The 24,569-nt window shown below is 72.1% G+C and carries 24 protein-coding genes; 14 read left to right on the top strand and 10 right to left on the bottom strand.

Annotation, left to right across the window (positions count from 1 at the left end; genetic code table 11):
- Positions 1-13 precede the first annotated feature (13 nt).
- Positions 14-1,477 carry a cobyrinate a,c-diamide synthase gene (locus ACIBQZ_RS09185; RefSeq protein ID WP_396087997.1) on the top strand — a complete coding sequence of 488 codons (1,464 nt, stop codon included), beginning with the start codon at positions 14-16 and terminating at the stop codon, positions 1,475-1,477.
- A 74-nt stretch (positions 1,478-1,551) separates the two neighbouring features.
- On the top strand, positions 1,552-2,157 hold the full coding sequence (locus ACIBQZ_RS09180) for a TIGR03086 family metal-binding protein (protein ID WP_396087996.1): 606 nt from the start codon (positions 1,552-1,554) through the stop codon (positions 2,155-2,157).
- A gap of 13 nt (positions 2,158-2,170) precedes the next feature.
- Here the strand turns inward: ACIBQZ_RS09180 and ACIBQZ_RS09175 are convergent, their stop codons facing one another.
- Positions 2,171-4,324, bottom strand: a complete 2,154-nt coding sequence (locus ACIBQZ_RS09175) for a transglycosylase domain-containing protein (protein WP_396087995.1) — start codon at positions 4,322-4,324, stop codon at positions 2,171-2,173.
- 84 nt (positions 4,325-4,408) lie between these two features.
- On the opposite strand from ACIBQZ_RS09175, the gene cobC reads away from it, so the two are divergent.
- The 4 genes from cobC to ACIBQZ_RS09155 are packed head-to-tail and all read left to right on the top strand — an operon-like array spanning position 4,409 to position 8,108.
- Positions 4,409-5,479, top strand: coding sequence for an Rv2231c family pyridoxal phosphate-dependent protein CobC (gene cobC / locus ACIBQZ_RS09170; protein WP_396087994.1), 1,071 nt, complete (start codon positions 4,409-4,411; stop codon positions 5,477-5,479).
- On the top strand, positions 5,476-6,528 hold the full coding sequence (gene cobT / locus ACIBQZ_RS09165; protein ID WP_396087992.1) for a nicotinate-nucleotide--dimethylbenzimidazole phosphoribosyltransferase: 1,053 nt from the start codon (positions 5,476-5,478) through the stop codon (positions 6,526-6,528). Before cobC ends, cobT begins: the two co-directional genes overlap by 4 nt.
- A gap of 11 nt (positions 6,529-6,539) precedes the next feature.
- Positions 6,540-7,724, top strand: coding sequence for a uroporphyrinogen-III C-methyltransferase (gene cobA, locus ACIBQZ_RS09160; RefSeq protein ID WP_396088387.1), 1,185 nt, complete (start codon positions 6,540-6,542; stop codon positions 7,722-7,724).
- A 9-nt stretch (positions 7,725-7,733) separates the two neighbouring features.
- The gene (locus tag ACIBQZ_RS09155; protein WP_396087991.1) at positions 7,734-8,108 is read left to right on the top strand and encodes a VOC family protein; all 375 of its coding nucleotides are present in this window, start codon (positions 7,734-7,736) and stop codon (positions 8,106-8,108) included.
- On the opposite strand, the gene ACIBQZ_RS09150 is transcribed toward ACIBQZ_RS09155, so the two are convergent.
- The gene (locus ACIBQZ_RS09150) at positions 8,105-9,547 is read right to left on the bottom strand and encodes a trehalose-6-phosphate synthase (RefSeq protein ID WP_396087990.1); all 1,443 of its coding nucleotides are present in this window, start codon (positions 9,545-9,547) and stop codon (positions 8,105-8,107) included. The two genes, ACIBQZ_RS09155 and ACIBQZ_RS09150, sit on opposite strands and share 4 nt — an antisense overlap.
- Before the next feature lie 129 nt (positions 9,548-9,676).
- Here ACIBQZ_RS09150 and ACIBQZ_RS09145 point away from each other — a divergent pair, with 129 nt between their 5' ends.
- The 5 genes from ACIBQZ_RS09145 to ACIBQZ_RS09125 all read left to right on the top strand — a co-directional run bounded on the left by ACIBQZ_RS09145 (position 9,677) and on the right by ACIBQZ_RS09125 (position 13,778).
- Positions 9,677-10,192 (top strand): hypothetical protein, encoded by a 516-nt coding sequence (locus tag ACIBQZ_RS09145; RefSeq protein WP_396087989.1) that lies wholly within the window; start codon positions 9,677-9,679, stop codon positions 10,190-10,192.
- Positions 10,193-10,312: 120 nt separating this feature from the next.
- Positions 10,313-11,989: an energy-dependent translational throttle protein EttA gene (ettA, locus tag ACIBQZ_RS09140; protein WP_396087988.1), complete on the top strand. Its 1,677-nt coding sequence runs from the start codon at positions 10,313-10,315 to the stop codon at positions 11,987-11,989.
- 5 nt (positions 11,990-11,994) lie between these two features.
- Positions 11,995-12,402, top strand: coding sequence for an acyl-CoA thioesterase (locus ACIBQZ_RS09135; protein WP_396087987.1), 408 nt, complete (start codon positions 11,995-11,997; stop codon positions 12,400-12,402).
- 2 nt (positions 12,403-12,404) lie between these two features.
- Positions 12,405-13,064 (top strand): hypothetical protein, encoded by a 660-nt coding sequence (locus tag ACIBQZ_RS09130; protein ID WP_396087986.1) that lies wholly within the window; start codon positions 12,405-12,407, stop codon positions 13,062-13,064.
- Positions 13,065-13,193: 129 nt separating this feature from the next.
- A complete protein-coding gene (locus ACIBQZ_RS09125) occupies positions 13,194-13,778 on the top strand; it encodes a YbjN domain-containing protein (RefSeq protein ID WP_396087985.1) in 585 nt (194 codons plus the stop codon).
- A gap of 28 nt (positions 13,779-13,806) precedes the next feature.
- On the opposite strand, the gene ACIBQZ_RS09120 is transcribed toward ACIBQZ_RS09125, so the two are convergent.
- The 4 genes from ACIBQZ_RS09120 to ACIBQZ_RS09105 form a co-directional block, all read right to left on the bottom strand.
- On the bottom strand, positions 13,807-15,066 hold the full coding sequence (locus ACIBQZ_RS09120; protein ID WP_396087984.1) for a PKD domain containing protein: 1,260 nt from the start codon (positions 15,064-15,066) through the stop codon (positions 13,807-13,809).
- A gap of 58 nt (positions 15,067-15,124) precedes the next feature.
- The gene (locus ACIBQZ_RS09115) at positions 15,125-15,550 is read right to left on the bottom strand and encodes a globin (RefSeq protein ID WP_396087982.1); all 426 of its coding nucleotides are present in this window, start codon (positions 15,548-15,550) and stop codon (positions 15,125-15,127) included.
- Positions 15,547-16,917: an MFS transporter gene (locus ACIBQZ_RS09110; protein ID WP_396087981.1), complete on the bottom strand. Its 1,371-nt coding sequence runs from the start codon at positions 16,915-16,917 to the stop codon at positions 15,547-15,549. The genes ACIBQZ_RS09115 and ACIBQZ_RS09110 overlap by 4 nt, the downstream gene beginning before the upstream one ends.
- Positions 16,918-17,141: 224 nt before the next feature.
- A complete protein-coding gene (locus ACIBQZ_RS09105; protein WP_396087980.1) occupies positions 17,142-18,227 on the bottom strand; it encodes a mechanosensitive ion channel family protein in 1,086 nt (361 codons plus the stop codon).
- A 215-nt stretch (positions 18,228-18,442) separates the two neighbouring features.
- Here ACIBQZ_RS09105 and ACIBQZ_RS09100 point away from each other — a divergent pair, with 215 nt between their 5' ends.
- Positions 18,443-18,985: an HNH endonuclease gene (locus ACIBQZ_RS09100; RefSeq protein WP_396087979.1), complete on the top strand. Its 543-nt coding sequence runs from the start codon at positions 18,443-18,445 to the stop codon at positions 18,983-18,985.
- 4 nt (positions 18,986-18,989) lie between these two features.
- Here the strand turns inward: ACIBQZ_RS09100 and ACIBQZ_RS09095 are convergent, their stop codons facing one another.
- Complete coding sequence (locus tag ACIBQZ_RS09095) at positions 18,990-19,763, bottom strand: class F sortase (protein ID WP_396087978.1); 774 nt, start codon at positions 19,761-19,763, stop codon at positions 18,990-18,992.
- Positions 19,764-19,773: 10 nt separating this feature from the next.
- Entirely contained in the window at positions 19,774-20,262 is a 489-nt protein-coding gene (locus ACIBQZ_RS09090; protein ID WP_396087976.1) for a hypothetical protein, read from the bottom strand.
- Positions 20,263-20,484: 222 nt separating this feature from the next.
- Between ACIBQZ_RS09090 and ACIBQZ_RS09085 the strand changes: the two genes are divergently transcribed.
- Together ACIBQZ_RS09085 and ACIBQZ_RS09080 are read left to right on the top strand one after the other, a co-directional pair.
- Positions 20,485-20,778: a hypothetical protein gene (locus tag ACIBQZ_RS09085; RefSeq protein WP_396087974.1), complete on the top strand. Its 294-nt coding sequence runs from the start codon at positions 20,485-20,487 to the stop codon at positions 20,776-20,778.
- A gap of 100 nt (positions 20,779-20,878) precedes the next feature.
- The gene (locus tag ACIBQZ_RS09080; protein WP_396088386.1) at positions 20,879-21,262 is read left to right on the top strand and encodes a DUF5130 family protein; all 384 of its coding nucleotides are present in this window, start codon (positions 20,879-20,881) and stop codon (positions 21,260-21,262) included.
- Between the two features lie 11 nt (positions 21,263-21,273).
- Here ACIBQZ_RS09080 and ACIBQZ_RS09075 read toward each other — a convergent pair whose 3' ends face one another.
- Together ACIBQZ_RS09075 and pepN are read right to left on the bottom strand one after the other, a co-directional pair.
- On the bottom strand, positions 21,274-21,834 hold the full coding sequence (locus ACIBQZ_RS09075; protein WP_396087973.1) for a Uma2 family endonuclease: 561 nt from the start codon (positions 21,832-21,834) through the stop codon (positions 21,274-21,276).
- A gap of 121 nt (positions 21,835-21,955) precedes the next feature.
- A complete protein-coding gene (gene pepN / locus ACIBQZ_RS09070; protein ID WP_396087972.1) occupies positions 21,956-24,499 on the bottom strand; it encodes an aminopeptidase N in 2,544 nt (847 codons plus the stop codon).
- Positions 24,500-24,569 lie beyond the last annotated feature (70 nt).

Here is a 24,569-nt window from a genome sequence, read left to right as displayed (position 1 = left end):
CCGAGGGAGCACGATGTCCGCCCACACGCGCCTGGTGGTGAGCGCTCCCTCGTCCGGGCACGGGAAGACGGCGATCGCGGTCGGGCTGCTGGCCGCCTTTTCCGCGCGCGGGGTGCCGGCCACCGGCTTCAAGGTCGGCCCCGACCACACCGACGCCGCCTACCTCGGCCTGGCCGCCGGGCGTCCCGGCCGCAACCTCGACCCGCGCCTGGTCGGCGCGCAGCGCATCGCGCCGCTGTTCGCGCACGGCGCTGCCGGGTCGCAGATCGCGGTCATCGAGGGCGCGATGGGCCTGTTCGACAGCCTGACCGGGCAACCGGAGATCGACGGTACGGCCGCAGTCGCCGCCGCGCTGCGCGCGCCGGTGGTGCTGGTGGTGGACGTGGCCGCGATGGGTCATTCGCTCGCCGCGCTCGTGCACGGGTTCCGGATGTTCGACGAGATGGTGCACCTCGGTGGCGTGATCCTGAACCGGGTGGCCTCGCCCCGGCACGAGGAGATGCTCCGGACCGCGCTGGACGACATCGGCATGCCCGTGCTCGGCGCGCTGCGTCGCGGTGATCTTCCGGCGGTGCTGCCGGGGCGGGCGCAGGGGCCGGTCCCGGTCGCGCACCGCAGCGTCGAGGCGGTCCGCGCCGTCCGCCGGTTGGGGGAGGCCGTGGCCGGCGCGATCGACCTCGATCGGGTGATGGTGCTCGCCGAGGCGGCGCCGCCGCTGCCCGACCAGGCCTGGTCGCCGGCGGACGCGCTCGCCGAGGCGACCGGCGAGCCGCCGGTTCCGCCGGAGCAGCGGCCGGTGATCGCCCTGGCCGGCGGTCCGGGCGCCCCTTACACGTACGTGGAGACGGTCGAGCTGCTCACCGCGGCCGGTGCGGAGGTCGCGATCGTCGACCCGCTGCGCGACGAGACCCTGCCGGCGGGCACCCGCGGGCTGATGATCGGTGCGGCCCTGCCGGAGGGGTACGCCGAGGAGCTGTCCGCCAACCGTCGCCTGTGCGCCGCGGTGGCCCAGCTCGCCCACGACCACCGTCCGATCATCGCCGAGGGTGTCGGCCTGCCCTGGCTGACCCGCGATTTTGACGGCCGGCCGATGTGCGGGGTGCTGGACGCGTCGGCGCTGACCGCCGGCCAGACGATCGCGGGCTACCGCGAGGCGATCGCCCCGGCGACCTCGCCGCTGGCCCCGCCCGGCGCCCGGATCACCGGCTACAAGCAGCACCGGGCGATCGTCACCCCGCGGTCCGGCCCGGTCCCGGCCTGGACCTGGGCCGGCGGCAACCCGGAGGGCTTCGTCTGGCGGCAGGTGCACGCCTCGCAGCTCGGGCTGCACTGGGCCGGCGCACCGGAGATCGCCCGCCGGCTGGTCGCGGCGATGCTGAACCCGGAGCCGACCGCACCGCCCGTGGTCCCGCCGCCGGACGACGACCCGGGCGAGCAGACCCTCTCGCTGTCCGGGCTGACGCCGCCGCAGAACTGATCACCGGAGCGACATCTGCCGATGTCGCACCCCGGCCGTACGGTGATGGTGTTCCATGAGAAGGGAGCCCCGCCGTGGCCGATCGTGTTCCGCTGGATTTCGCCCCGCCGGTCCGTCAGCTGCGGTCGCTGCTGCTGGGCATCACCGACGATCAGCTGGGCAGGCCCACGCCCTGCCCCGACTGGACGGTCGGCGACCTGCTGGATCACCTGATCGGCCTGTCCCGGGCGTTCACCCAGGCGGCGCAGAAGAAGTCCGGCGCGCCCGGCACCGATGCCGCCCCGCCGCCGCCCTCGGCGGCCAACCTGCCGCCGCAGTGGCGCAGCCGGCTCACCGTCGTGCTCGAGGAGCTGGCGATCGCCTGGCGCGCGCCGTCGGCCTGGGAGGGCACCGCCCGGGCAGGCGGGGTGACCATGCCGGCGGTCGAGACGGGCACGGTCGCGATCAACGAGCTGACCATGCACGGCTGGGACCTGGCCCGCGCCACCGGCCAGGAATACGCCGCCGACCCGCGGCTGCTGGAGCCGCTGATCGAGTTCCTCTCCCGGGGGCCGGCCGAGGGCGTGCCGGGGCTGTTCGGCCCGGTCGTGGCCATCGAGGACGAGGCCGACCTGCTCGACCAGGCGGTGTCCCTGGCCGGCCGCAACCCCCGCTGGCGCCCGACCTCGGCAGCCCACTGAACGGGAGGCTGCGCTACGGCGTGCCGTAGACGAGTTCGCGGGGCGGCGGGTTGAATTTCCTCTTCGGCTGGCCCTCGAGCGCGTCCTTCAGCGTCTCCGCCACCGTGAACTTCGAGATCGTGCCGCGGCTCGTGCCGACCGTGTTCTCCGGGTTGTCCGGGTCCGCCACGAAGGCCGCCGCCGCGAGCTGGGGTGTGAAGCCGCAGAACCACGCGCTCCGGTTGCTGTCGGTGGTGCCGCTCTTGCCGGCGACCGGCCGGTTCAGCGTCGCGTACACCATCGGGGAGGTCTCCCACCCGCCGCAGCTGCCCTTCGCCGCGCCGTAGCCGGTGACGCACCGGGCCGCGTCGGTCGCGGCCTGCGCGACCTCCGGTCGCAGCGCCTGGTGACAGCGGGGCCCGGCGACCTTCTTGCCCCGGAACGACAGTGACGCGCCGTCCCGGGTGTTGATCAGCTTCACCGGGATCGGCTCGCAGTACCGGCCCTCGGCGCCCAGGGTGGCGAAGACGTTCGCCATCTCGATCGGCGTCGCGTCGCTGACGCCCAGCGTGAAGGCGCCCCAGCCGTCGGCGTGGTCCGGGCCGGCCAGTGTGCGGTCGATGTCCGTGCGCCACCGCATGCCCAGCCGCTCGGCCATCCGGACCGCCTTCTCCGCGCCCACCTTCTCCTCGAGCTGCACGAAGTACGTGTTCACCGACTTGCCGAAGCCGCTCCACATGGTCTGCCGCCCGCTCATCGAGGCGCTGGAGTTCTTCGGGCACCAGTTGTCGCCGCAGGTCGCCGGGCCGGGCGCGGTGATGTACTTCGACACGTACCGCTGCGGGGCGTAGAACGCCGTCTCCAGCGGCATGCCCTCGTCCAGGGCGGCCAGCATCGTGAAGATCTTGAAGGTCGAGCCGGCCTGGTAGCCCGCCATGTCACCGCCGCCGAGCAGCGGGTTCACCGTGTTCGGGTAGTTGCCCTTGAAGTCGTCGCGCTTGCGCCGGTCGCTGTGCTCGCCGTTGTTCTTCTGGTTCAGCGAGTACTTGCGGTTGACCGCCATCGCCTTGATCCGGCCGGTGCCCGGCTCGACCACGACCTCGCCGTGCGCGTAGACGCTCTTCTTCTTCTCCTTGTCCAGGATGTGCTTCATCGCCGACTTCTGGATCTTCGCGTCGATCGTGGTGACCACCTTGTAGCCGCCGCGGCGCAGGTTCTCCATGCGCTCCCGCGACGTCTTGCCGAAGGCCGGCTGCTCCATCCACCAGTTGCGCAGGTAGTCGCAGAAGAAGCCCCAGTCGTTGTGCTTCTTCGGCACCGAGACGCAGTCGTTCGGCGGGGTGGTCAGCTTCAGCTTGATCCTGGTCTTCTTCGCCGTCGCCGCCTGGGCCGCCGTGACCGTGTTCATCTCGCGCATCTGGTCGATCACGTAGTTGCGCCGGTCGGTCGCCGCCCGCTGGTCGTTGGTCGCCGGGTCGTACGCCGAGGGCGCCTTGACCAGCCCGGCGAGCAGCGCGGCCTCGGTCAGCGTGAGGTTCTTCGGCTTCTTGGAGAAGAAGACCTCGGCGGCCGCGAAGATCCCGTACGCGCGGTGGCCGAAGTATGCCGAGTTGAGGTAGCGCTCCAGGATGTCCGCCTTGGAGATCCGCTTCTCCAGCTCGATCGCCAGGCGCATCTCCCGCAGCTTGCGGCCGGTGGTCTGCTCGGTCGCCTCGAGCGCCTCCTTCGGGGTCTGCGCGCCGTCGCGCAGCGCCATCCGCACGTACTGCATGGTCAGCGTGGAGGCGCCCTGGGAGACGCCGCCGGCCTGCTGGTTGGCGACGAAGGCCCGGGCCACCCCCTTGGCGTCGACCCCGTTGTGCTCGTAGAACCGGGTGTCCTCGGAGGCCACGATCGCCTGGGTGATGTACGGCGACATGTCACCGATCCTGACGGGCCGCCGGTGCTCCTCGTAGAACGTCGTGAGCAGCGTCTTGCCGTCGTTGGCGTACACGTAGGTGGTCTGCGCCGACGGCACCTCGGTCAGGCCCTCCGGCATGCTCTGCAGGGCGTCGGCGCCGTTCTTGGCACCCACCCCGGCGAGCGCCACCAGTGGGAAGATCAGGCCGGCGACCACCACGCCGGCGATGAGTCCGGCGCGGATCAGCGGGGCGAGGCGGCCTGCCTGGGCGAGTCCGGTCTTCGTCACCCCTCGAAGGTATGACAAATCAGCCCATGTACCGCCGGAAAGGCCGAAGTAGCCGAGCGGATCTCATCAGGCATGCTGGGCCGCGTGACCTCATCGGTAGACCTGTCCGACGGCCTGCACCACCACGGGGACGCGGAGGTGGCTCCCGGCCTGGTCGACCTGGCCGTCAACGTGCGGCGCCAGCCCATGCCGGCCTGGCTCGCCGAGCCGATCCAGGCGGCGCTGACCGAGCTGGCGGCGTACCCCAGGGATGCCGAAGCGACCGCGGCCGTGGCGTCCCGGCACGGCCGCGACCCGGCGGAGGTCCTGCTCACCGCCGGCGCGGCGCAGGCCTTCGTGCTGATCGCCCAGGCGCTGCGGCACGCCCGCCGCCCGGTCGTGGTGCACCCGCAGTTCACCGAGCCGGAGGCGGCGCTGCGCAACGCCGGGCACGTCGTCGAGCGGGTGCTGCTGCGCGAGGCGGACGGCTTCCGGCTCGATCCCGCCCTGGTGCCCGCCGAGGCGGACCTGGTCTTCGTCGGCAACCCCACCAACCCGACCTCGGTGCTGCACCCGGCCGCCGACGTGGCGGCGCTGGCCCGGCCGGGCCGGGTGCTGGTCGTCGACGAGGCGTTCGCCGACACCACCTACCGGCCCGGGGTGGCCGGCGAGCCGGAGTCGCTGGCCGCCCGCCGCGACGTCCCGGGGCTGCTGGTGCTGCGCAGCCTGACCAAGACCTGGGGGCTGGCCGGGCTGCGGATCGGCTATGCGCTCGGCCCGGCCGAGCTGCTGGCCCGGCTGGCCACCGCGCAGCCGCTCTGGGCGGTGTCCACCCCGGCGCTGGCCGCGGCGACCGCCTGCGCGAGCCCGGTCGCCGTCGCCGCGGAGCGGGTGATCGCCGCCGACCTGGCCGCGGAGCGCGCGCATCTGGTGGCCGGGCTGGCCGGCGTGCCGGACGTCACTGTCGCGGGCCCGGCGGCCAGCGCGTTCGTCGCGGTGCGCCTGGCCGGCGCCGGCCAGGTGCGCCTTGAGCTGCGCAGACGGGGGTACGCGGTGCGCCGCGGCGACACATTTCCGGGGCTGGGTGCCGATTGGCTCCGGATCGCGGTGCGCGACACTGCCACCACGGACGCGTTTCTTGCGACCCTGACGGATGTGCTGAAGGAGCGACAGTGACCCTGGAGACGACCCTCGCCGCGATCGGTCCCGCCGATGAGCCGGCCATGGCCGCCGCCCGCGACCTGCAGGCGCGGCTGACCAAGCCGGCCGGCTCGCTGGGCGCCCTCGAGGAATTGTCCGTCCGCCTGGCCGGGCTGGCCGGCGCCTGCCCGCCGCCGCTGCCGGAGCCCGCCGCGATCGCCGTCTTCGCCGGGGACCACGGTGTGCACGCCCAGGGGGTCACGCCGTGGCCGCAGGAGGTCACCGCCCAGATGGTGGCGAACTTCGTGGCCGGCGGCGCGGTGATCAACGCGTTCGCCCGCCAGGTCGGCGCCTCGCTGATGGTGGTGGACGTCGGGGTGGCGATCCCGCTGCACGGCGGCGACACCCTGCTCGACGCGAACGTCCGCCGGGGCACCCGCGACCTCGCCGTGGAGCCCGCGATGACCACCGACGAGGCCCGCGCGGCGGTCGAGGTGGGCATCTCGGTGGCCGCCGCACTGGTCGACGGCGGCGCGAAGTGCCTGCTCACCGGCGACATGGGCATCGCCAACACGACCCCGGCGGCGGCCCTGGTGGCCGCCTTCACCGGCGCGGACGCGGCGGCGGTGACCGGCCGGGGCACCGGGATCGACGATCGGACCCACGCCCACAAGATCGAGGTCGTCGCCGGCGCGCTGGCCCGGCACACCCCCGACCCGAGCCAGCCGCTGGCCACCCTGGCAGCGCTGGGCGGCCTTGAGCACGCCGCGCTCGCCGGGTTCATCCTCGGCGCGGCCGAGCGGCGGGTCCCGGTGATCATCGACGGGGTCATCGCCGGCTCGGCGGCCGTGGTCGCCGCGGCGTTCGCCCCCGACGCGGTGGCCGCGATGGTCGCCGGGCACCGCTCGGCCGAGCCCGGCGCGACCGTGGCCCTGGCCCACCTCGGGCTCACCCCGCTGCTGGATCTGGGCATGCGGCTGGGCGAGGGCAGCGGCGCGGCGCTGGCGCTGCCGATCGTCGCCGGCGCGGTGCGGGTCCTGCACGACGTGGCCACCTTCGACTCGGCGGGAGTCTCGGAGAAGTGAACCTCTATCCGATGGCGCTCAAGCTCGACGGCCGGCGGGTGCTGGTCGTCGGGGGCGGTGCGGTGGCGACCCGGCGGATGCCGGCCCTGCTCGCCGCCGGTGCCCGGGTCGACGTCGTGTCACCGGAGCTGACCCCGGCGCTGCGTGCGTACGCGGCGGCCGGGCGGCTGACCTGGCAGGAGCGGCGGTTCACCGGCTCCGATGTGGACGGCGCGTGGCTGGTGCAGGTCGCGATCGACGACCCCGCGGCCGCCGCCGAGGTCAGTGTGGCCGCCGAGGCACGGGGTGTCTTCTGCGTACGCGCGGACGACCGGGACGCGGCGACCGCCTGGACCCCCGCGGTGACCCGGCACGACGAGGTCACCGTGGCGGTGACCGACAGCGGCGACCGCAAGCGGGCCCGGGCGGTGCGCGACCTGATCGCCGCCGCGCTCGAGGAGACCCCGCAGCGCCAGCACGAGCCGCTGCGGGGCCAGGTGGCCCTGGTCGGCAGCGGTCCCGGCGACCCGGAGCTGATCACCGTGAAGGGCCGCCGGCTGCTGGCCCGCGCCGACGTGGTGGTCGCCGACCGGCTGGTGCCCGGCATGCTGCTCGACGAGTTGCGGCCCGACGTGGAGCTGGTCGACGCGGCCAAGATCCCGTACGGGGCCTCGGTGGCGCAGGAGGAGATCAACCGGGTCATCGTCGAGCGGGCCCGGGCCGGCGCCTTCGTGGTGCGGCTCAAGGGCGGCGACCCGTTCGTCTTCGGCCGCGGCGGCGAGGAGGTGGTGGCGTGCGTCGAGGCGGGCGTACCGGTGCTCGTTGTGCCCGGGGTGACCAGCTCGATCGCGGCGCCCGCGCTGGCCGGCATCCCGGTCACCCACCGCGGCGTGGCGCACGAGTTCACGGTCGTCTCCGGGCACGTGCCGCCGGACAGCCCGGAGTCGCTGGTGGACTGGCCGGCGCTGGCCGGCCTGCGCGGCACCCTGGTGATCCTGATGGGCCTGAAGAACCTGCCCGCGATAGCCGCCCGGCTGGTCGCCGAGGGCCGGGCCGCGCACACCCCGGCCGCGATCGTCCAAGAGGGATCAACGGACGCCCAGCGGGTGCTGCGCAGCACGCTCGGCGAGGTGGCCGCGGCGGCCGCCGCAGCCGGCATCAAGCCGCCCGCGGTCGTCGTGGTCGGTGACGTGGTTTCGGTGCTGACAGGTGGGTAACGCAACAATATGAGTGAGCGACCGCACATGACATTGTCCGGGATCGTGCTCGACGCGCCGGACGCGAACGAACTCGCCGCGTTCTATCAGCGGCTGCTGGGCTGGAGCGCCACCCAGGACGAGCCGGGCTGGGTCAAGCTGGGCGCGCCCAACGGCGGGCCGGGGCTGTCCTTCCAGAGCGAGCCGAACTACGTGCGCCCGGTCTGGCCGGCCGGGCCGGGCGATCCGCAGATGAGTGTCCACCTGGACATCCACGTGGAGGATCTGGAAGCGGCCGGGGCGCACGCCGAGAAGGCCGGCGCCACCAAGGCCGACTTCCAGCCGCAGGACGACGTCCGGGTCTACCTCGACCCGGACGGCCATCCCTTCTGCCTGTTCCTCTAGGCCCCGTCCGCCTCGGCGGTCTGCGCGGCCTCGGTGTCCGGTTTGGGCTCGGTGTCCAGCACGCCGAGCTCGTGCAGGAACGTGCGGGCCCACTCGGTGACGTCGTGGGTCCGCAGGTGCCGCTGCATCACCCGCATCCGGCGCTTGAGCTCGGCCGGCTCGGCGCCGACCGCGCGCAGCAGCGCGTCCTTGACCCCGTCCGGGTCGTGCGGGTTGCACAGGAACGCCTGGCGCAGCTCGGTGGCCGCCCCGGCGAACTCGCTGAGCACCAGCGCGCCGCCGCCGTTGGCGCGGCAGGCGACGTACTCCTTGGCGACCAGGTTCATGCCGTCGCGCAGCGGGGTCACCATCATGACGTCCGCGGCGACGTAGAGCGCGGCCAGCTCGGCCTTGCTGTACGACTGGTGCAGGTAGTGCACCGCCGGCACGCCGACCCGGCCGAACTCGCCGTTGATCCGGCCGACCTCGCGCTCCACTTTCACCCGCAGCGTCTGGTAGTGCTCGACGCGTTCCCGGCTGGGCGTGGCGACCTGGACCATCACCGCCTCGGGCACCTTGAGCTTGCCGTCGGCGAGCAGCTCGCGGAACGCCTTCAGGCGCAGCTCGATGCCCTTGGTGTAGTCCAGCCGGTCGACGCCGAGGATCACCGTCTCCGGGTCGCCGAGCTCGGCGCGGATCTGCTTGGCCCGGGCCTGGACGGCCGGGTCGGCCGCCATCCGTTCCATCTCCGCCGTGTCGATGCTGATCGGGAAGGCGCCGGCCTTGACCTTGCGGCCGTCGACCTGGATCGACTGTCCCTCGTAGCGCAGGCCGAGCAGGTGCCGGGCGAGCCGGACGAAGTTCTGCGCGGCCAGCCGCTGCTGGAAGCCGACCAGGTCGGCGCCGAGCAGCCCGCGCAGGATCTCGGCGCGGAACGGCATCTGCATGAACAGCTCGATGGGCGGGAACGGGATGTGCAGGAAGAAGCCGATCCGCAGGTCGGGGCGCATCTCCCGGAGCATCGAGGGGACCAGCTGGAGCTGGTAGTCCTGCACCCAGACGGTCGCGCCCTGCGCGGCCACGTCCGCGGCGGCCTGCGCGAAGCGCTGGTTGACCAGCCGGTACGCCTCGCGCCAGCGACGTCGGTAGACCGGGGTCTCGACGGCGTCGTGGTAGAGCGGCCAGATGGTGGCGTTGGACTGGCCCTCGTAGTAGCGCTCGAGTTCCTCGGCGCTCAGCGGCACCGGGTGGATCTTGATGCCTTCCAGCTCGAACGGCTCAGGCGCCTCGCCGTCACCGCCGGCCCAGCCGATCCAGGTGCCCCGTTGCTCGGCCAGCACCGGATGCAGGGCGGTGACGAGCCCGCCCGGGCTGGGCCGCCACTGGCGTTCACCGTCGACCATGACCTCATCGACGGGCAGGCGGTTGGCGACTACGACGAAGGAACTTCTTTCGGCCACGCTGAGTGCACCTCCGGGTGGTTCTTGGGTTCCCGTCCCGAGCCTACTGTGCGTAGCTGCTCGGGGCTGGCCCCGCTACGGTCCGGCCGCGCGGCGTCGCCTCTGGTGGGAAGGTGTCATCCTGGGCCGGTGAGCCAGTCCGATGATCTTCCCCCGCCGCGCCGGCCACTGTTCTTCCCTGTGGTCATTGCCACCGTGCTGCTGAGCATCATCGCGATGTCGGCGGGCCTGGTGCTCGGCTCCCGGTACGAGGCGCCGGAACAGGCCGGGGACGAGACGGGCTACGTACCCCCGCAGCCGACGAATTCACCTGTCGGTTGTCCCGAGGAGATGCACGACACCGCCCGCCGGCTCGGCTACGACCTCGCGCTGACCCAGGTGCTGCGGGTGCGGGCGGCCAGCACCGGCACCACCGTGTGGATCTGCTCCGATCGCACCGGCCGGCTGTTCTACCAGGCCAAGCGTGGTGGGGAGGGCCAGCCGTGGGTCGAGGGGGAGACCGCCCTGTTCCTGGCCGACGTGGTCAAGGGCGACGACGACTACCACGCCACCGCCGCCGACGGGAACACGTTCTCCGTCAACTCCGAGCGGCTGGAGGTCGTGATCAAGGGTAAGAAGCAGACCACGGAGGTCACGCCGGAGTGACTTCCGGGGGGAATCCGTGCGGGCCGGTCGGGGTTGTTGTAGGTGGCCGGTAGCGGACCTGGAAAGATTGTCCTTTCGTTCCGGCAACCGGAAATCACGATCTCGGAGGTAGGCCGCACCGTGGCCCAGTTCATCTACGTCCTGGAAAAGGCGCGCAAGGCGCACGGCGACAAGGTCGTGCTCGACAATGTGACGCTCAACTTCCTGCCCGGCGTCAAGATCGGTGTGGTCGGCCCCAACGGCGCCGGTAAGTCCAGCCTGTTGAAGATCATGGCCGGGATCGACACCGTGAGCAACGGCGAGGCGCGGCTCATGCCGGGCTACTCCGTCGGCATGCTCGCCCAGGAACCCCCGCTCAACGACGCCAAGACCGTCCTCGGCAACATCGAGGAGGCGGTCGCGGAGACCAAGGCCAAGCTCGAGCGGTTCAACAAGATCGCCGAGCAGATGGCCACCGACTACACCGACGAGCTGATGGAGGAGATGGGCAAGCTCCAGGAGGAGCTCGACCACTCCAACGCGTGGGACGTCGACTCCCAGCTCGAGCTGGCGATGGACGCGCTGCGCTGCCCGGCGCCCGACGCCGACGTCACCCAGCTCTCCGGTGGTGAGCGCCGCCGCGTCGCGCTGTGCAAGCTGCTGCTCGAGGCGCCCGACCTGCTGCTGCTCGACGAGCCCACCAACCACCTGGACGCCGAGAGCGTGCAGTGGCTGGAGCAGCACCTCGCCAAGTACGCAGGCACGGTCATCGCCATCACCCACGACCGGTACTTCCTGGACAACGTCGCGACCTGGATCCTCGAGCTCGACCGCGGCCGCGCGTTCCCGTACGAGGGCAACTACTCCACGTACCTCGACAAGAAGGCCGCGCGCCTGAAGCTTCAGGGTCGCAAGGACCAGAAGCTGCAGAAGCGCCTCGAGAACGAGCTCGAGTGGGTGCGCTCCAACGCCAAGGCCCGGCAGACCAAGTCCAAGGCCCGCCTCGACCGCTACGAGGAGATGGCCACCGAGGCGGAGAAGACCCGCAAGCTGGACTTCGAGGAGATCCAGATCCCGCCGGGCCCGCGCCTGGGCAACACGGTCATCGAGACCAAGGAACTGGTCAAGGGCTTCGACGACCGGGTGCTCATCAACAACCTGTCGTTCTCGCTGCCGCGCAACGGCATCGTCGGCATCATCGGCCCCAACGGCGTCGGCAAGACCACGCTGTTCAAGACCATCGTCGGGCTCGAGGAGCCGGACGCCGGCCAGGTCCGGGTCGGCGAGACCGTCAAGCTTTCGTACGTGGATCAGAGCCGTTCCGGCCTCGACGGGTCGAAGACGGTGTGGGAGGTCGTCTCCGACGGTCTTGACCACATGATGGTCGGCAAGGTCGAGATGCCGTCCCGCGCGTACGTGGCCGCGTTCGGCTTCAAGGGGCCCGACCAGCAGAAGCCGGTCAAGGTGCTGTCCGGCGGTGAGCGCAACCGGCTCAACCTGGCGATGACCCTGAAGATCGGCGGCAACGTGCTGCTGCTCGACGAGCCGACCAACGACCTGGACGTGGAGACGCTGTCCAGCCTGGAGAACGCGCTGCTGGAGTTCCCGGGCTGCGCCGTGGTCATCTCCCACGACCGGATGTTCCTGGACCGGATCACCACCCACATGCTGGCGTGGGAGGGCACCGACGAGGACCCGGACAAGTGGTTCTGGTTCGAGGGCAACTACGACGCGTACGAGAAGAACAAGATCGACCGGCTCGGTGCCGACGCCGCCCGCCCGCACCGGGTGACATACCGCAAGCTCACTCGTGACTGATCAGTGTGACTAACCGTTTCATTTTTGACGTGGCCGTGCGCTGGTCCGACATGGACGCGTACGGCCACGTCAACAACGCGCGCTTCCTCACGCTGTACGAGGAGGCGCGCGTTGCCATGTTCTTCCTCGGCGCCCGGGCCCAGGGGCTGACGTCGTTCGAGGACGGCATCGTGATCTCCCGGCACGAGATCGACTACCTGCGCCCGGTGGACTTCGGCGAGGACGTCCGGATCGAGCTGTGGATCGCCGAGCTGCGGGCCGGCAGCTTCACCGTGGCGTACGAGTTGTTCGACGACGGGGCGCTGGCCAGCCGGGCCCGGTCGGTCTGTGTGCCGTTCAACCTGGCCGAGCAGTTTCCGCGCCGGTTGACCGCCGCGGAGCGGGACTTCCTCAAGCCGTACCTGGAGAGCTGAACATGGCCGCGCACGGCATCGCCGGGGTCGCGGACGCCGGCGCGTTCCTGGCCCGGCTCACCCGGCTCGACCGCAAGGTGCCGGTCCGGCTGCGGTCGGCGGGGGAGCACACCGCGCTGTGGGCCGTGCTGCCCTGGGGCGTGCTGGTCACCCGCAAGGTGGCCGGGCCCGGGCCGGGCGACGCGACCGTGTCCGCGGCCGAGCTGCTCGCGGCGCTGGCCGCGCAGAGCCCGGAGCTGCCGGCCCGGCGGGACGCCGAGTGGCGCTGGCCGCTGCCGCCGGCCCGGTCGGCCGCGGTCGAGGCGGTCGCGGCGGCCGAGCTGAGCCGGCTGGCCGAGGCGGCGGCGGGCACGCTGCGTGAGGTGACCGCGGGCGGGCTGGCGGGCCGCGCGGTCGGGCAGCGGGCGGTCCGCGACGCGTTGCTGGATCACGTCGCGCTGGTGGTGACGCGCGCCGAGGGCGAGCCGGTGGAGGTCTCCCAGCGACTCGTCCAGGCGGTCTCCCGGATGGGTTTCCTGGGGCCGGCCGAGCATGAGGCTCCCGCCACGCGCGTATGCGTAGCGGGACGCTGGGTGGGACTTTCTGCACCATATGGAGTCGCCTGGCTACAGCCGGTCCAGATATTGACCGTCATGCCTATAGGGGGTCACCCGAAAGGGTGATGCTGCATCGGTCGTCCGGTCGCGCCCTCCCTTTGAGGGGATGACCTCCGCGACCTGTACGGGTACCGTCGCCCCGAGGTCCACCGCAACGTCCGGCGGCGGGCCTGCTGGGGAGTGAGGTGCACAACGATGCCGTGGTGGTCATGGCGTCCCGGGTCGGCCGGCGGCGACGAGCCTGAGACCGGCGGCGAGGTGGCGTTGCAGAGCAGCGTCCGCGTCGGAGTACCGACGCAGCGTGAGCCGGGACACTCTTCGATGTCCTCCGCCGATCTGTCCGCGATCGACGAGCCCGATCAGGTCGCGCCGGTCGATCTGGCGCGGATCGGCAAGGCCCTCGATCTGCTCGACATCCGGTTCCTGGCCGACGGCGGCGGCAGCCTGCTGGCCATGTGGGAACGGCACGCCGTGCTGTTCACCCTGGAAGGGCCCGATGACGAGATCCTGGTGATGCGGGCCCGCCCGCACGCGACCGTGCCGCCGGACTGGGCCGACCGGGCCTACCGCGTGGTCAACGAGTGGAACCACACCCGCCGGTTCTGCAAGGCCTACGTCGGCGATCCCACCGAGCGCGGACAGCTGCCGATCTACGCCGAGCTCCAGGTGCCGCTCGCCTCGGGTGCCCACGACGCGCTGCTGGTGGAGATGCTCGACTGTGGTGCGGCCGTCGCGACCTCGTTCGTCGACTGGTTGCACGACGAGGGCGCGCTGCTCTGACGCCGGGCACCCGTGGCGCATGAGGCATTCAGCTCCGCGGGAACATACCGATCCGGCCGTGGTACTCCCGGCCCAGCTTGTCGGTGTCCGAGCCGACGATCAGGCCCTCCGGCACGACCTGGAACGCGCGCACGCCGACCCCGCGGTCCCGGCTCGGGTTCCAGCCCAGCGCCCGGCCGGTCGACGGGTGGAGCGCGCCGATGCCGACCCGCGGGACGGCGCCCGGGCCGGGGCCCTTCGCGTCGCTGCCGTAGGGGTTGTCCAGGTAACGCTGGTGCCCGCCGACGTACACCGCGCTGCCGGTCACGGCGACCGCGTAGAGCGAGTCCCCGCCGGTGCGCTGGACCCAGGTCGGGTTGTGCCGGCCGCCGCCGGTCGCCTCGAAGCGGGCCGCCGAGTCGCAGAGCTTGGTCGGCGAGGAGGCCCGGCCGGTCGCCGCGACCACGAACCACCTGCCGTCCGGGGAGAACTTCACCTGACGCAGGTAGGTGTCGAAGCCGGCCAGGCACTGCGGCTCGTAGGCGTTGGTGTACCAGCTGGTGAGGGTGGCCGCGGCGCCGCGGACGTCGAACATGGCGATCTGCGTGCGGGCGGCCGCGCCCACCTTGAGCAGCGCGCCGACCGCGATCAGCCGGGTGCCGTCGGGGGAGATGTCGAAATGCTCGACCCGCGGCCGGCTCAGCCCGGGTGCGGAGATGCGCGGGTTGAAGCCGGTGTCGACCGCGCCGGTGCCCGCGTGGACCCGGGCCAGGCCGACCCGGGTCAGCCCATTGATCTTGGAGAAGGTGCCGCCGGCGTAGAGCCTGGTGCCGCGGGCGTTCAGCGCCCGGACGTCACCCCAGTTGATCCGCGCGCCGAAGCTGCTGATCCGCGCCCCGGTGCCGACTGCGACCCGGGCCAGGCCGCGCTGGGCCGTACCGTTCACGGTCTTGAAGCCGCCGCCCAGGTAGACGGTGTTGCGCGCGCCCGGCGCGAGCGCGTAGACCGCGGCGTCGACGGCCGGGGCGAACGAGCGCACCGCGCCGTCGCGCAGCCCGTACGCGAAGATGTTCTTCCGGGCGTAGGTGGTCCGGCGGGTGCTGTCCTGGACCTTGGTGAAGCTGCCCCCGACGACGACCGTGTCACCGACCACCGCGAGCGCCCAGACCGTCCCGTCCAGGACGTGCGGCGTGAAGTCGACCGGGTTGGCCGACACCACCGACGACTGGGCCATGTCGGCCGCCGCGGGCGTCGCGCCCAGCAGGGCGGCGCAGGTCAGCGCGGTGGCGGCGAACAGGCGGCGAGGCATCGGGCGGCTCCAGGGATCGGGGCGCGAGGTCCGTGACGGGATCGCGTCATTCGTCCGATCAACGAGCGGGCTGACCTCCGGGATGCGCGTCCATGGTGTTGACCATGAAGTACGCGGCGCGCTCGAGATACTCCCAGAGCGTGGTGTGCTGCGGCTCCGGCAGCCGCAGCGAGTCGAGGGCCGCGCGCATGTGCAGCAGCCAGGCGTCCCGCTCGGCCGGGCCGACCGTGAAGGGTGCGTGCCGCAGCCGCAGCCGGGGGTGGCCGCGCTGCGCGGAATACGTGTTCGGGCCCCCCCAGTACTGCATCAGGAACAGGGTCAGCCGCTCCGCGGCCGGGCCGAGGTCCTCCTCCGGATACATCGGGCGGAGCAGGGGATCCTGCGCCACGCCCGCGTAGAAGGCGTCGACGAGCCGGCGGAACGTCGCTTCGCCGCCGACGGCCTCGAAGAAGGTCACGGCCGGTTCCTCGCTGGATGCGCTCACCGCTCCAGTTTGCCAGCCGTGCTGGGCAGAACCCGGCCCGGTGTGACGTGCGTTGCGTCGGTGGGCCCGGGCGGGGCCGCCGGGTCCGCCGGGTCCGCCGGCTCGGGCTGCGGCAGGTTGGCCACCAGCACCAGCATCAGGACCAGGCCGCCGGCGCTCCACAGGCCCACGACCAGGGGAATCGACGAGATCTGGGCCAGCGCGCCGGTGGACACCACGGCGAAGAACTGGGTGAACTGCAGGCCGCCCTGCATGACGCCGTACGCCCGGGCGCGGTAGCCGTGCGGCAGGGCCAGCACGAACTCGCCGTTGAGGGTGGGCATCAGGCCGCCCAGGGCGACGCCGGAGATCGCGGAGAGGACGGCCACCGTGGCGGCGTTCGGGGCGAACATGGTCAGCGCCAGCGCGAGCGGCGTGAGCACGGCACACGGCTTCACCAGCCGCCGGCGGACGGGCTGGCGGACCAGCCGGCCGACCGCGAGACCGCCGATCACGAAGCCGACCGGGCCGGCCGCCATGATCAGGCCCTGGTCGAAGCCCCGGGCGCCGGGGTCGGAGTGGAACAGCGCGGCCCAGCCGGCGGCCAGGCCCTCCGGCAGGATCGTGAAGGTGGTCAGCGCGAAGACCATCAGCGCGATCGAGCGGAGCAACCGCGTGCCGAAGACCAGCCGGAACCCCGCGGCGGTCTCCCGCAGCAGGTGCCGGCGCTGGTCCAGCGCGGCGGCCGCGGGCCGCGGGTGCACCCAGAGCGCGATGATCGCGGCCGAGAGCAGGAACGAGAGCGCGTCCAGCGCGATGCCGAGCCGGGCGTTGATCCCGGTGGCGATGACGGCGCCGGCCAGGTAACCGAGGACCTGGGCGGCCTGCGCGGTGGAGGCGTTGACCGCGAGCCCGGTGACGAACTTGCGCCGGTCCAGGATCAGCGGCAGCAGCGCCGAGCGGGCGGCCTGGGTGGGCGGCGCGCCCAGCATGGCCACGAAGAGCAGGATGAGGATCGCGTAGATCGGCATGCCGGGCAGGGCGATGATCGCGATCGGGACCGCGCGGGCCAGGTCGGCGACGATCAACACCCGGCGGTACGGATAACGCTCCGCGAGCGCCGCCAGCACCGGCCCGCCCACGATCCACGGCAGGTAGCTGATCGCGAACGACGCCGCGGAGAGCAGCACCGACTCGGACTGCTGATAGACCAGCGTGACGATGGCGGCTCGGGCCAGGTAGTCGCCGAGCCAGTTGATGACGAGCGAGAAGTAGACCGCGCGGTATTCCCGGACCGCGAAGAGGTCCCGGAAGGTGACACGACTGTCCGGCTCCCGTGCGCGCCCGGCTCGGTCAGCCGGCTGCGCCGCGGGTCGGTCGTCCGACACCTGGACCCTCCATCGATCGCGACGGCCGGCGGGATCGCCGACGGCGGCCGGACACGTCCGGGGGACCGGCTGGGGTGGTCAGATCCCGCCCGAACGTGAAGCTGCAAGTGCAGATGCTCTTTGCACGATTCTGCCCGATCGGCCGAGCCCTGGCTAGGGCGTACGGGCGGAATGTCGGCCATTCGGTCGAGGCCGGACATCCCCCATTATGCCGTCGTCCCAGGTCAGGTCGCACCTCCAGGGGTACCGGACGAATCGCTCGGCGCGCTGGAAAACATCGGAGGTACCGCCGAACGGGGCAGCATCCGCGACGCGGCGATCCGTTCGGAGATGCCGGCGGTCTCCAGCGCCTCGGTGAGCCGGCGCCGCAACTCGCGCTGCACGATCGGCTGACCCTCCGCGGTGGTCTTGGCGATCGTCCGGATCACCGCGCCGTCGACGGTCATCTGCTCCACCCCGATGACGTCCGGCGGCTCGAGGAACTCGGTGGCGTGCTCCGGCTCCTCGGCCAGCGCCAGCGCGGCCTGCCGCAGCACGGCGGTGGCCTGCTCGGAGTTGACGAAGCCGATCGGGATGTCGATGACCACCATCGCCCAGCCCTGGCTCTTGTTGCCGACCCGGATGATCTCGCCGTTGCGGATGTACCAGAGCACGCCGCGCATGTCGCGCACGGTGGTGACCCGCAGTCCGACGGTCTCCACGACCCCGACCGCGTCGCCCAGGTCCACCGAGTCGCCGACGCCGTACTGGTCCTCCAGCAGCATGAACAGGCCGGCGATCAGGTCCTTGACCAGGCTCTGCGCGCCGAAGCCGAGAGCTATGCCGACGATGCCGGCGCTGGCCAGCAGCGGGCCGAGGTTGAACCCGAGCTCGCCCATCACCAGCAGCGTGGCCATGGTGAACACGACGGCGGTGACAAAGCTGCGCAGCACCGAGCCGATCGCCTCGGCGCGCTGCCGCCGGCGTTCCGGGATGAAGGTGTTGGCGGCGGCCTCCTGCTGCTTGTCCGCCCGCTCGCGCAGGGGCTTGAGCAGGGCCGGCATGGCGGCGCGCGAGGTGGTCGCGGTCAGCCGCCGGATGCCGCGGTGCAGCAGCCACCGGATCAGCATCGCGACCAGCACGATCGCGAGGATCCGCAGCGGCTTGACGACGAACACGTAGCTGCCGTTGGCGAGCCACTGGATGTCGGTCCGGTCGAGGACCCAGCTGCAGAGGGCGTCGGTCTTGCAGCTCTCGGAGACGTCCGGTGTGCTGAAGGCGGGCTCGGCGGAACCGGAGGGCGGGGTCGGGATGGGGGCCAACGGAATCACGGGGCCCTAACCTACCGGCCCGCCGGGTCGTCCGGGGAATCGGACATCTTCCCCGGAGACCTCAGACGTTTACGAGCCGGCCACAGATTGTGCTCGCCATTTCGTCAGTCATCAGGGACTATTGGCGCACGAGCACCGGTGTTCTCCGGCGCTCGTGCCATGACGAACAAGCACTCGGGAGCGGTTGCAAGCACTGACACCGAAGGGTGATCGCGATGCCTGACATACGACCCATAGTTGGCTCCTCCGCGTTGGTGTTGAACGCTACCTACGAGCCGCTGTGCGTCGTATCGGTGCGTCGAGCGACCATCCTGGTGCTGACGGCCAAGGCTGAGTGTGTGTCCGACGGTGACGGCATCCTGCACAGCGCCCGGCAGGCGCTCCCGGTGCCCTCGGTGGTCCGGCTGACGCGATACGTGAAGGTGCCGTACCGGACCCACGTCGGACTTTCCCGCCGTGCCATCTTCGCCCGCGACGGCGGTCGCTGCGCGTACTGCCGGGGCTCCGCGGAGACCATCGACCACGTGTTCCCGCGCAGCCGGGGCGGGCTGCACGCCTGGGAGAACGTGGTGGCGGCGTGCGCCAAGTGCAACCACAGCAAGGGTGACAAGACGCCGGCCGAGCTGGGCTGGCGACTGCACGCGGCGCCGGCGGCGCCGCGCGGGGTGGCCTGGCGGGTCCTGGGCCACCGCACGCCGGACCCGCGCTGGGCGGACTGGCTCGACCTGCCCAAGCCGGCCGGGGCCGAGGCGGCCTGACCGGCTACGGCTCGGTGGCGCTCACCAGGCTGGCGAAGACCACCACGTTGTCGCTGTAGCCCTGCCGGCCGCCCAGCCACTTGCCGCCGCAGGTCATCAGCCGCAGCGACGGCCGGCTGTAGTCGCCGTAGACCCGCTTGATCGGCAGCCGCTCCTTGCCGAAGTGCTCCACCGAGTTGATCTGGAACACCGCCACCGAGTCGTCCTGCCGGAGCACCTCGATCTTCTGGCCCGGCTTCAGCTTGCCCAGGTGGTGGAAGACCGACGGGCCGGTGGTGGTGTCCGCGTGGCCGACGATCAGCGCCGGGCCGAACTGGCCCGGGGTGGGCCCCTGGCCGAACCAGCCCGCCTCGTTGTGCCGCCGCAGCGGCGGCACATCCACCGACCCGTCCTTGGCCAGCCCCACCTGGAGGATCGGCGCCTCCACCTTGATCGCCCGGATGGTCAGCCGCTTCGGCTCGCTCGGATCGAGCACCGGGAACGCCCGGGGCGGCGGCTTGTCCGGTCCGCGGAACAGCTCGCCCAGGTCGAAGCCGGTGGCCGCGCCCAGGCCCGCGCCCAGCGCGAACAGGCCCACGAACACCAGGATCGCCGCCACCGGGCCCAGCGGCAGCGGCCGGCTCGGTGGCCGCACCCGGGGGCCGGCCGGGGCCCGGACCGGCACGGCGACCGCCCGCGGCTGCGGCCGCACCACGATCTCGGCGGGCCGGCGCCGCAGCACCGAGTCGGGCATCCGGGGGCCGGGCGGGTCCGGCCGGGAGATCGCCGGGCGGGACATCGGCGGAGCCTCAGCGCAGGCCGCGGCGGCGCAGGGCCAGCACGCTCAGCGCGAGCCCGGCCGCCAGCGCGGTCAGCCCGCCGCCGATCAGGATCGGCGCGGGCCCGCCCCCGGCCGTGCCGCCCCCGCCGGTCGCCGGTCCGCGGGCCGGCTCCACCTTCAGCACCACGTGCAGCGTGGTCGTGGCGGTCTTGCCGTCCGGGCACTCCAGGCTGACCTCGTAGTCGTCCGGGTCGGTGGTGGTCGGCACCCGGGCCGTCGCGGTCAGGAAGCCGTAGCGCGGGGAGACGATGATCGCGCCGGTCGGGGCCGAGGTGACCGTCGCCGCCTTCAGGTTGTCGTCGCAGCTGGCCCGGATGCCGATCTCGTCGCCGGCGCGGACCGTGCTCGGGTTGGTCTCCACGAAGACGCTCGCCGCGCGGGCCGGGGAGTCGTCGGCCAGCACGACCGGTACGGCCAGGACCAGCGCCGCCAGGGCGGCCGGGACGGGTGTGCGCATGACTTCCCCCTCCTGCCGTCCGGGGCACGAACGTCGCGGACAGCGCGTGAGGGTGATTTTCGCACCTCCGGGCCGATTTTGCGTGGGTGCGGAGATCCCGCTTATGAGTGTTGACACCCGACGCTCCGCGACGACCCGCTCTCCGCTACCGTGATTGACGTTCGGATCACTGGGAACACAGTGAATTGGCCCGGTTCCTTATGACGCCTGGGGGCGTTGAGGTTGTCGATATTCAGCACGATTCTTGTCTACGCGATCATCCCGGTGGGAATCATCGCCGTGGTCGCGGCTCTCGTCGCGTCCGGTTCCACCCGGTCCCGGCCCGCGCGCCGCTACCGGCCCGGCCGGCCGTACGACTTCAAGCCGATCTGGTTCCTGGCGTCGCCGGCTCAGGTGAGCCCGGCGTTCGGCGGCAAGACCTCAGCCGCTCCGGAGCTGCCCGCCGGCGTCCTCGAGGACTCCTCGGGCATGCAGGTGCGGCCCGGACCGACAGGAGGCGCAAGTGACCGTTGGTGAGCACCAGGCCATCGTCAGCGGCTCCGAGCAGCCGATGACCGCGCTCGCGCACGCCGGTGGCCCCACGCTGACCGAGCAGCCCGAGCAGCCCGAGCTGACGATGACGCAGGAGGGCATCGACGCGCTCGACGGGCCGTTCACCACCCGGCAGCTGCTGCGTCTCGACGAGGCGCTGCGCGTCGCCGACCAGCAGACCGGCCTGACCTTCAGCGTCTACATCGGCGAGCTCGCGGAGCCCACCCGCGACTACGCCGAGCAGCTGCACCGCCAGCTCGACGGCGCCGCGAAGGCCGTGCTCGTCGCCATCTCGCCGAACCAGCGACTGCTCGAGATCGTCACCGGCAACGAGGCCCGCAAGCGCATCTCCGACCGGGACGCCAAGCTGGCCGCGCTGTCGATGGCGGCCGCGTTCGCCGGCGGTGACCTCGCCGGGGGCGTGCTCTCCGGGCTGGACCAGCTCGCCTCACACGCCGGGCGGCACTGAGCCACCGGCCACTAGAGCCACGCGGACGGGGTGACCCGCACCGGGAACGGGGCGTCGACCTGCACCAGGTCGGCGCCCCGGACCGTTTTCTCCGGCAGGTAGCCCTCCGGGCCCAGGGTGAAGATGCGCAGCACCGGCGCCGGCTCGGGCTCGATCCGCCAGAAGGCGGGGATGCCGGCCTCCGCGTACAGGGTGGGCTTGAGCAGCCGGTCGTAGCGGCGGCTGGACGCGGTCTCCACCTCGATCACGCAGGCCACGTCGGCGGGGTCGGCCCAGATCGCCCCCGACGAGAACGGCCGCAGCACGGTCACGTCCGGGACCAGGTTGCTCCCGCCGGTCTCGATGCCCAGCCGGGCGCAGACCCACCAGCCGCTCGGCGCCGCGCCCCGCAACGTGGTGAGCACGGCCCGGACGATCGTCTCGTGCGGGCCGTCGAGCGGCGGGGTGACGTGCAGGCTGCCGTCGACGATCTCGTAGCGGTGCCCGTCCTGCGGGAACAGGTGCAGGTCCGGCTCGGTCCAGCGGCCGTCGGGGGCGGTCCACCTCGACAGGGAGTTCGCACCGATCGCCACCGGCCACCTCCATCACTGTGGAGTGCCAGCGTACTCACGCTGTGTTGTTTCTGCCGGGTTTCGGCCCGGTAAGTTTTGCGGGTCGTGCGGAATTCGATCCCGCACGACCCGCGCAAACTCATCAACCGGCGGCGGCGTCCTTGGCCCGGGCCTTCAACGCCCGCAGCACACCGTCACGGCCCTCGGCCACCAGGCGGCGCAGCGAGGGGGAGTGCGCGTCGTCGGCCAGCCAGGCGTCGGTCAGCGCGACCGTCTCCTGGCTCACCTGGTACGCCGGGTATGCCAGCATCGCGAACTCCTGCGCCGGCTCGCTGTCCGAGCGCGCCCACACGTCGTCGACCACCTCGAAGAACCTCGCCGCGTACGGCGCGGTCAGCGGCACCTGCGAGGAGGTCTGGAAGCCCTGCAGCAGCGAGCGGCTGAGCCAGTTCGGCAGCTCCTCGCCGCCGGTGAGCCGGGCCCAGACCCGCTCCTTGTTCTCCGGCGTCGGCAGCAGGGCGCGGGCCAGCGCGGCCTCCCGCTCGCCGCTGGCGGTCCGGTCCGAGGCCAGTTCGGCGTCGATCTCGGCCTCGGTCGCGGCGCCCCGAGCGGCCAGCGCCTCCAGCAGCGACCAGCGCAGCTCGGTGTCGATGGTCAGCCCCGCGGGCACGCCGGTGCCCTCCAGCCAGCCGCGGAGCACGACCAGGTCGTCCGCGCCGCGGGCCGCGGTGACGAACGCGCGTGCCCAGGCGAGCTGGAACCCGCTGCCCGGCTCGGCGGCGGCCAGCGCCTGCCGGGTCGTGTCGGCCAGCAGCGCCCAGCCGGTCGGCGCCCACGCCGGGTCCGCGTACATGGTCAGCGTGGTGGCCGCCTGCCGCAGGGTCGCGGTGGTCAGGTTGATGTCGCGTTCCTTCGGCAGGCCGGTGCTGACCAGCGCCAGGTAGTCGCGGGCCGCCAGCTCGGCGTCGCGCAGCATGTCCCAGGCCGCGGCCCAGCACAGCGCCCGCGGCAGCGACGACTCGAAGCCGTCGATGTGCTGGACCACCGCGGCCATCGAGCGCTCGTCCAGCCGCAGCTTGGCGTAGGTCAGGTCGTCGTCGTTGAGCAGCAGCACGTCGGCCGCCGGCAGCCCGGCCAGCGCCGGCAGCTCGGTCTGCTCGCCGGTGACGTCGACCTCCAGCAGGTCGCGGCGCACCAGCCGGTCGCCCTTGACGTCGTAGAGGCCGACGCCGATGCGGTGGGTGCGCAGCGTGGGATAGGCGGCGGGCGCCTCCTGCTGGACCACGACCTTGTCGTACGTGCCGTCGGCGCCGATCGTCAGCACCGGGCGCAGCGTGTTGACCTGGGCGGTCTCCAGCCACTGGGCGGCGAACTTGCGCAGCTCGCGCCCGGACGCCGTCTCCAGCTCGGTGAGCAGGTCGTCGAAGGTCGCGTTGCCCCACGCGTGCCGCTGGAAGTACGCCCGCAGCCCGGCCCGGAACGAGTCCAGCCCGACGTACGCGACCAGCTGCTTGATGACGCTGGCGCCCTTGGCGTACGTGATGCCGTCGAAGTTGACCTCGACGGCCTCCAGGTCGGGCATCTCGCAGTAGACCGGGTGGGTCGAGGAGAGCTGGTCCTGCCGGTAGCCCCAGGCCTTGCGGACCGACAGGAACGTCGACCACGCGTCGGTGAAGCGGGTGGCGGAGGTGTTGCACCAGTGGCTCGCCCACTCGGCGAACGACTCGTTCAGCCACAGGTCGTTCCACCAGCGCATGGTCACCAGGTCGCCGAACCACATGTGGGCCAGCTCGTGCAGGATCGTGTTGGCGCGCTGCTCGTACTCGTAGTCGGTGACCTGCGAGCGGAAGATGTAGTGCGCCTCGGCGTGGGTGACGCAGCCGAAGTTCTCCATCGCGCCGGCGTTGAAGTCGGGCACCCAGAGCTGGTCGTACTTCGGCAGCGGGTAGCGCACCCCGAACTGCTCGTGGAAGAAGTCGAAGCCCTGCTTGGTGATCAGGAACAGGTCGTCCGGGTCGAGGTACTGCGCCATCGAGGCCCGGCAGTAGATGCCCAGCTCGATGCCGTCGTGGCTGTCGCGCACCTCGTGGTACGGCCCGGCGCAGAGCGCGGTGATGTACGTGCTCATCCGGACCGAGGTCGCGAAGTGGACGCCGTCGTCGTCGCGGCGCTCCACCGGCATGTTCGAGACGACCTTCCAGTGCGCCGGCACCTTGGCGTGCCAGGTGAACACGCTCTTGAGGTCGGGCTGGTCGAAGCACGCGTAGACCCGCTGGGCGTCCGCCGTCTCGAACTGGCTGTACAGGTAGATCTCCCGGTCGACCGGGTCCTCGCTGCGCTGCATGCCCTGCCCGCTCGCCGAGTACGCGTAGTCGGCGTCGACCACCAGGGTGTTCTCCGCGGCCAGACCGGTCAGCTCCAGGCCCTTCTCCGCCGACCACCCGGACAGGTCGACCGGGGTGCCGTTGAGCACCGCCGAGCGCACCGTCGCCGCGGCGACCTCGATGAACGTCTGCGCGCCCGGCTCGGCGCAGCGGAACGTGACCTCGGTGGTCGACCGGAACGTGCCGGCACCGGGCCCGCCGCTGCCGTCGGTCAGATCCAAGGCGATGTCGTATCCGGTCACCTCGAGCAGGCGAGCCCGCTCGGCGGCCTCGACCTGGGTCAGGTTACGAACTCCGGCCACGTTCACTCTCCTCCATGCTGGTCCAGGCTTCGTCGCCCTGACCTAGAGCTTTCCACGTCACCCTATGCGC

This window comes from Actinoplanes sp. NPDC049599, from assembly GCF_044465625.1.
In the GTDB taxonomy this organism is placed as follows: domain Bacteria; phylum Actinomycetota; class Actinomycetes; order Mycobacteriales; family Micromonosporaceae; genus Actinoplanes.
Note: the sequence above shows the minus strand (reverse complement) of the source record. Positions and strands in the feature narration are given on the sequence as shown.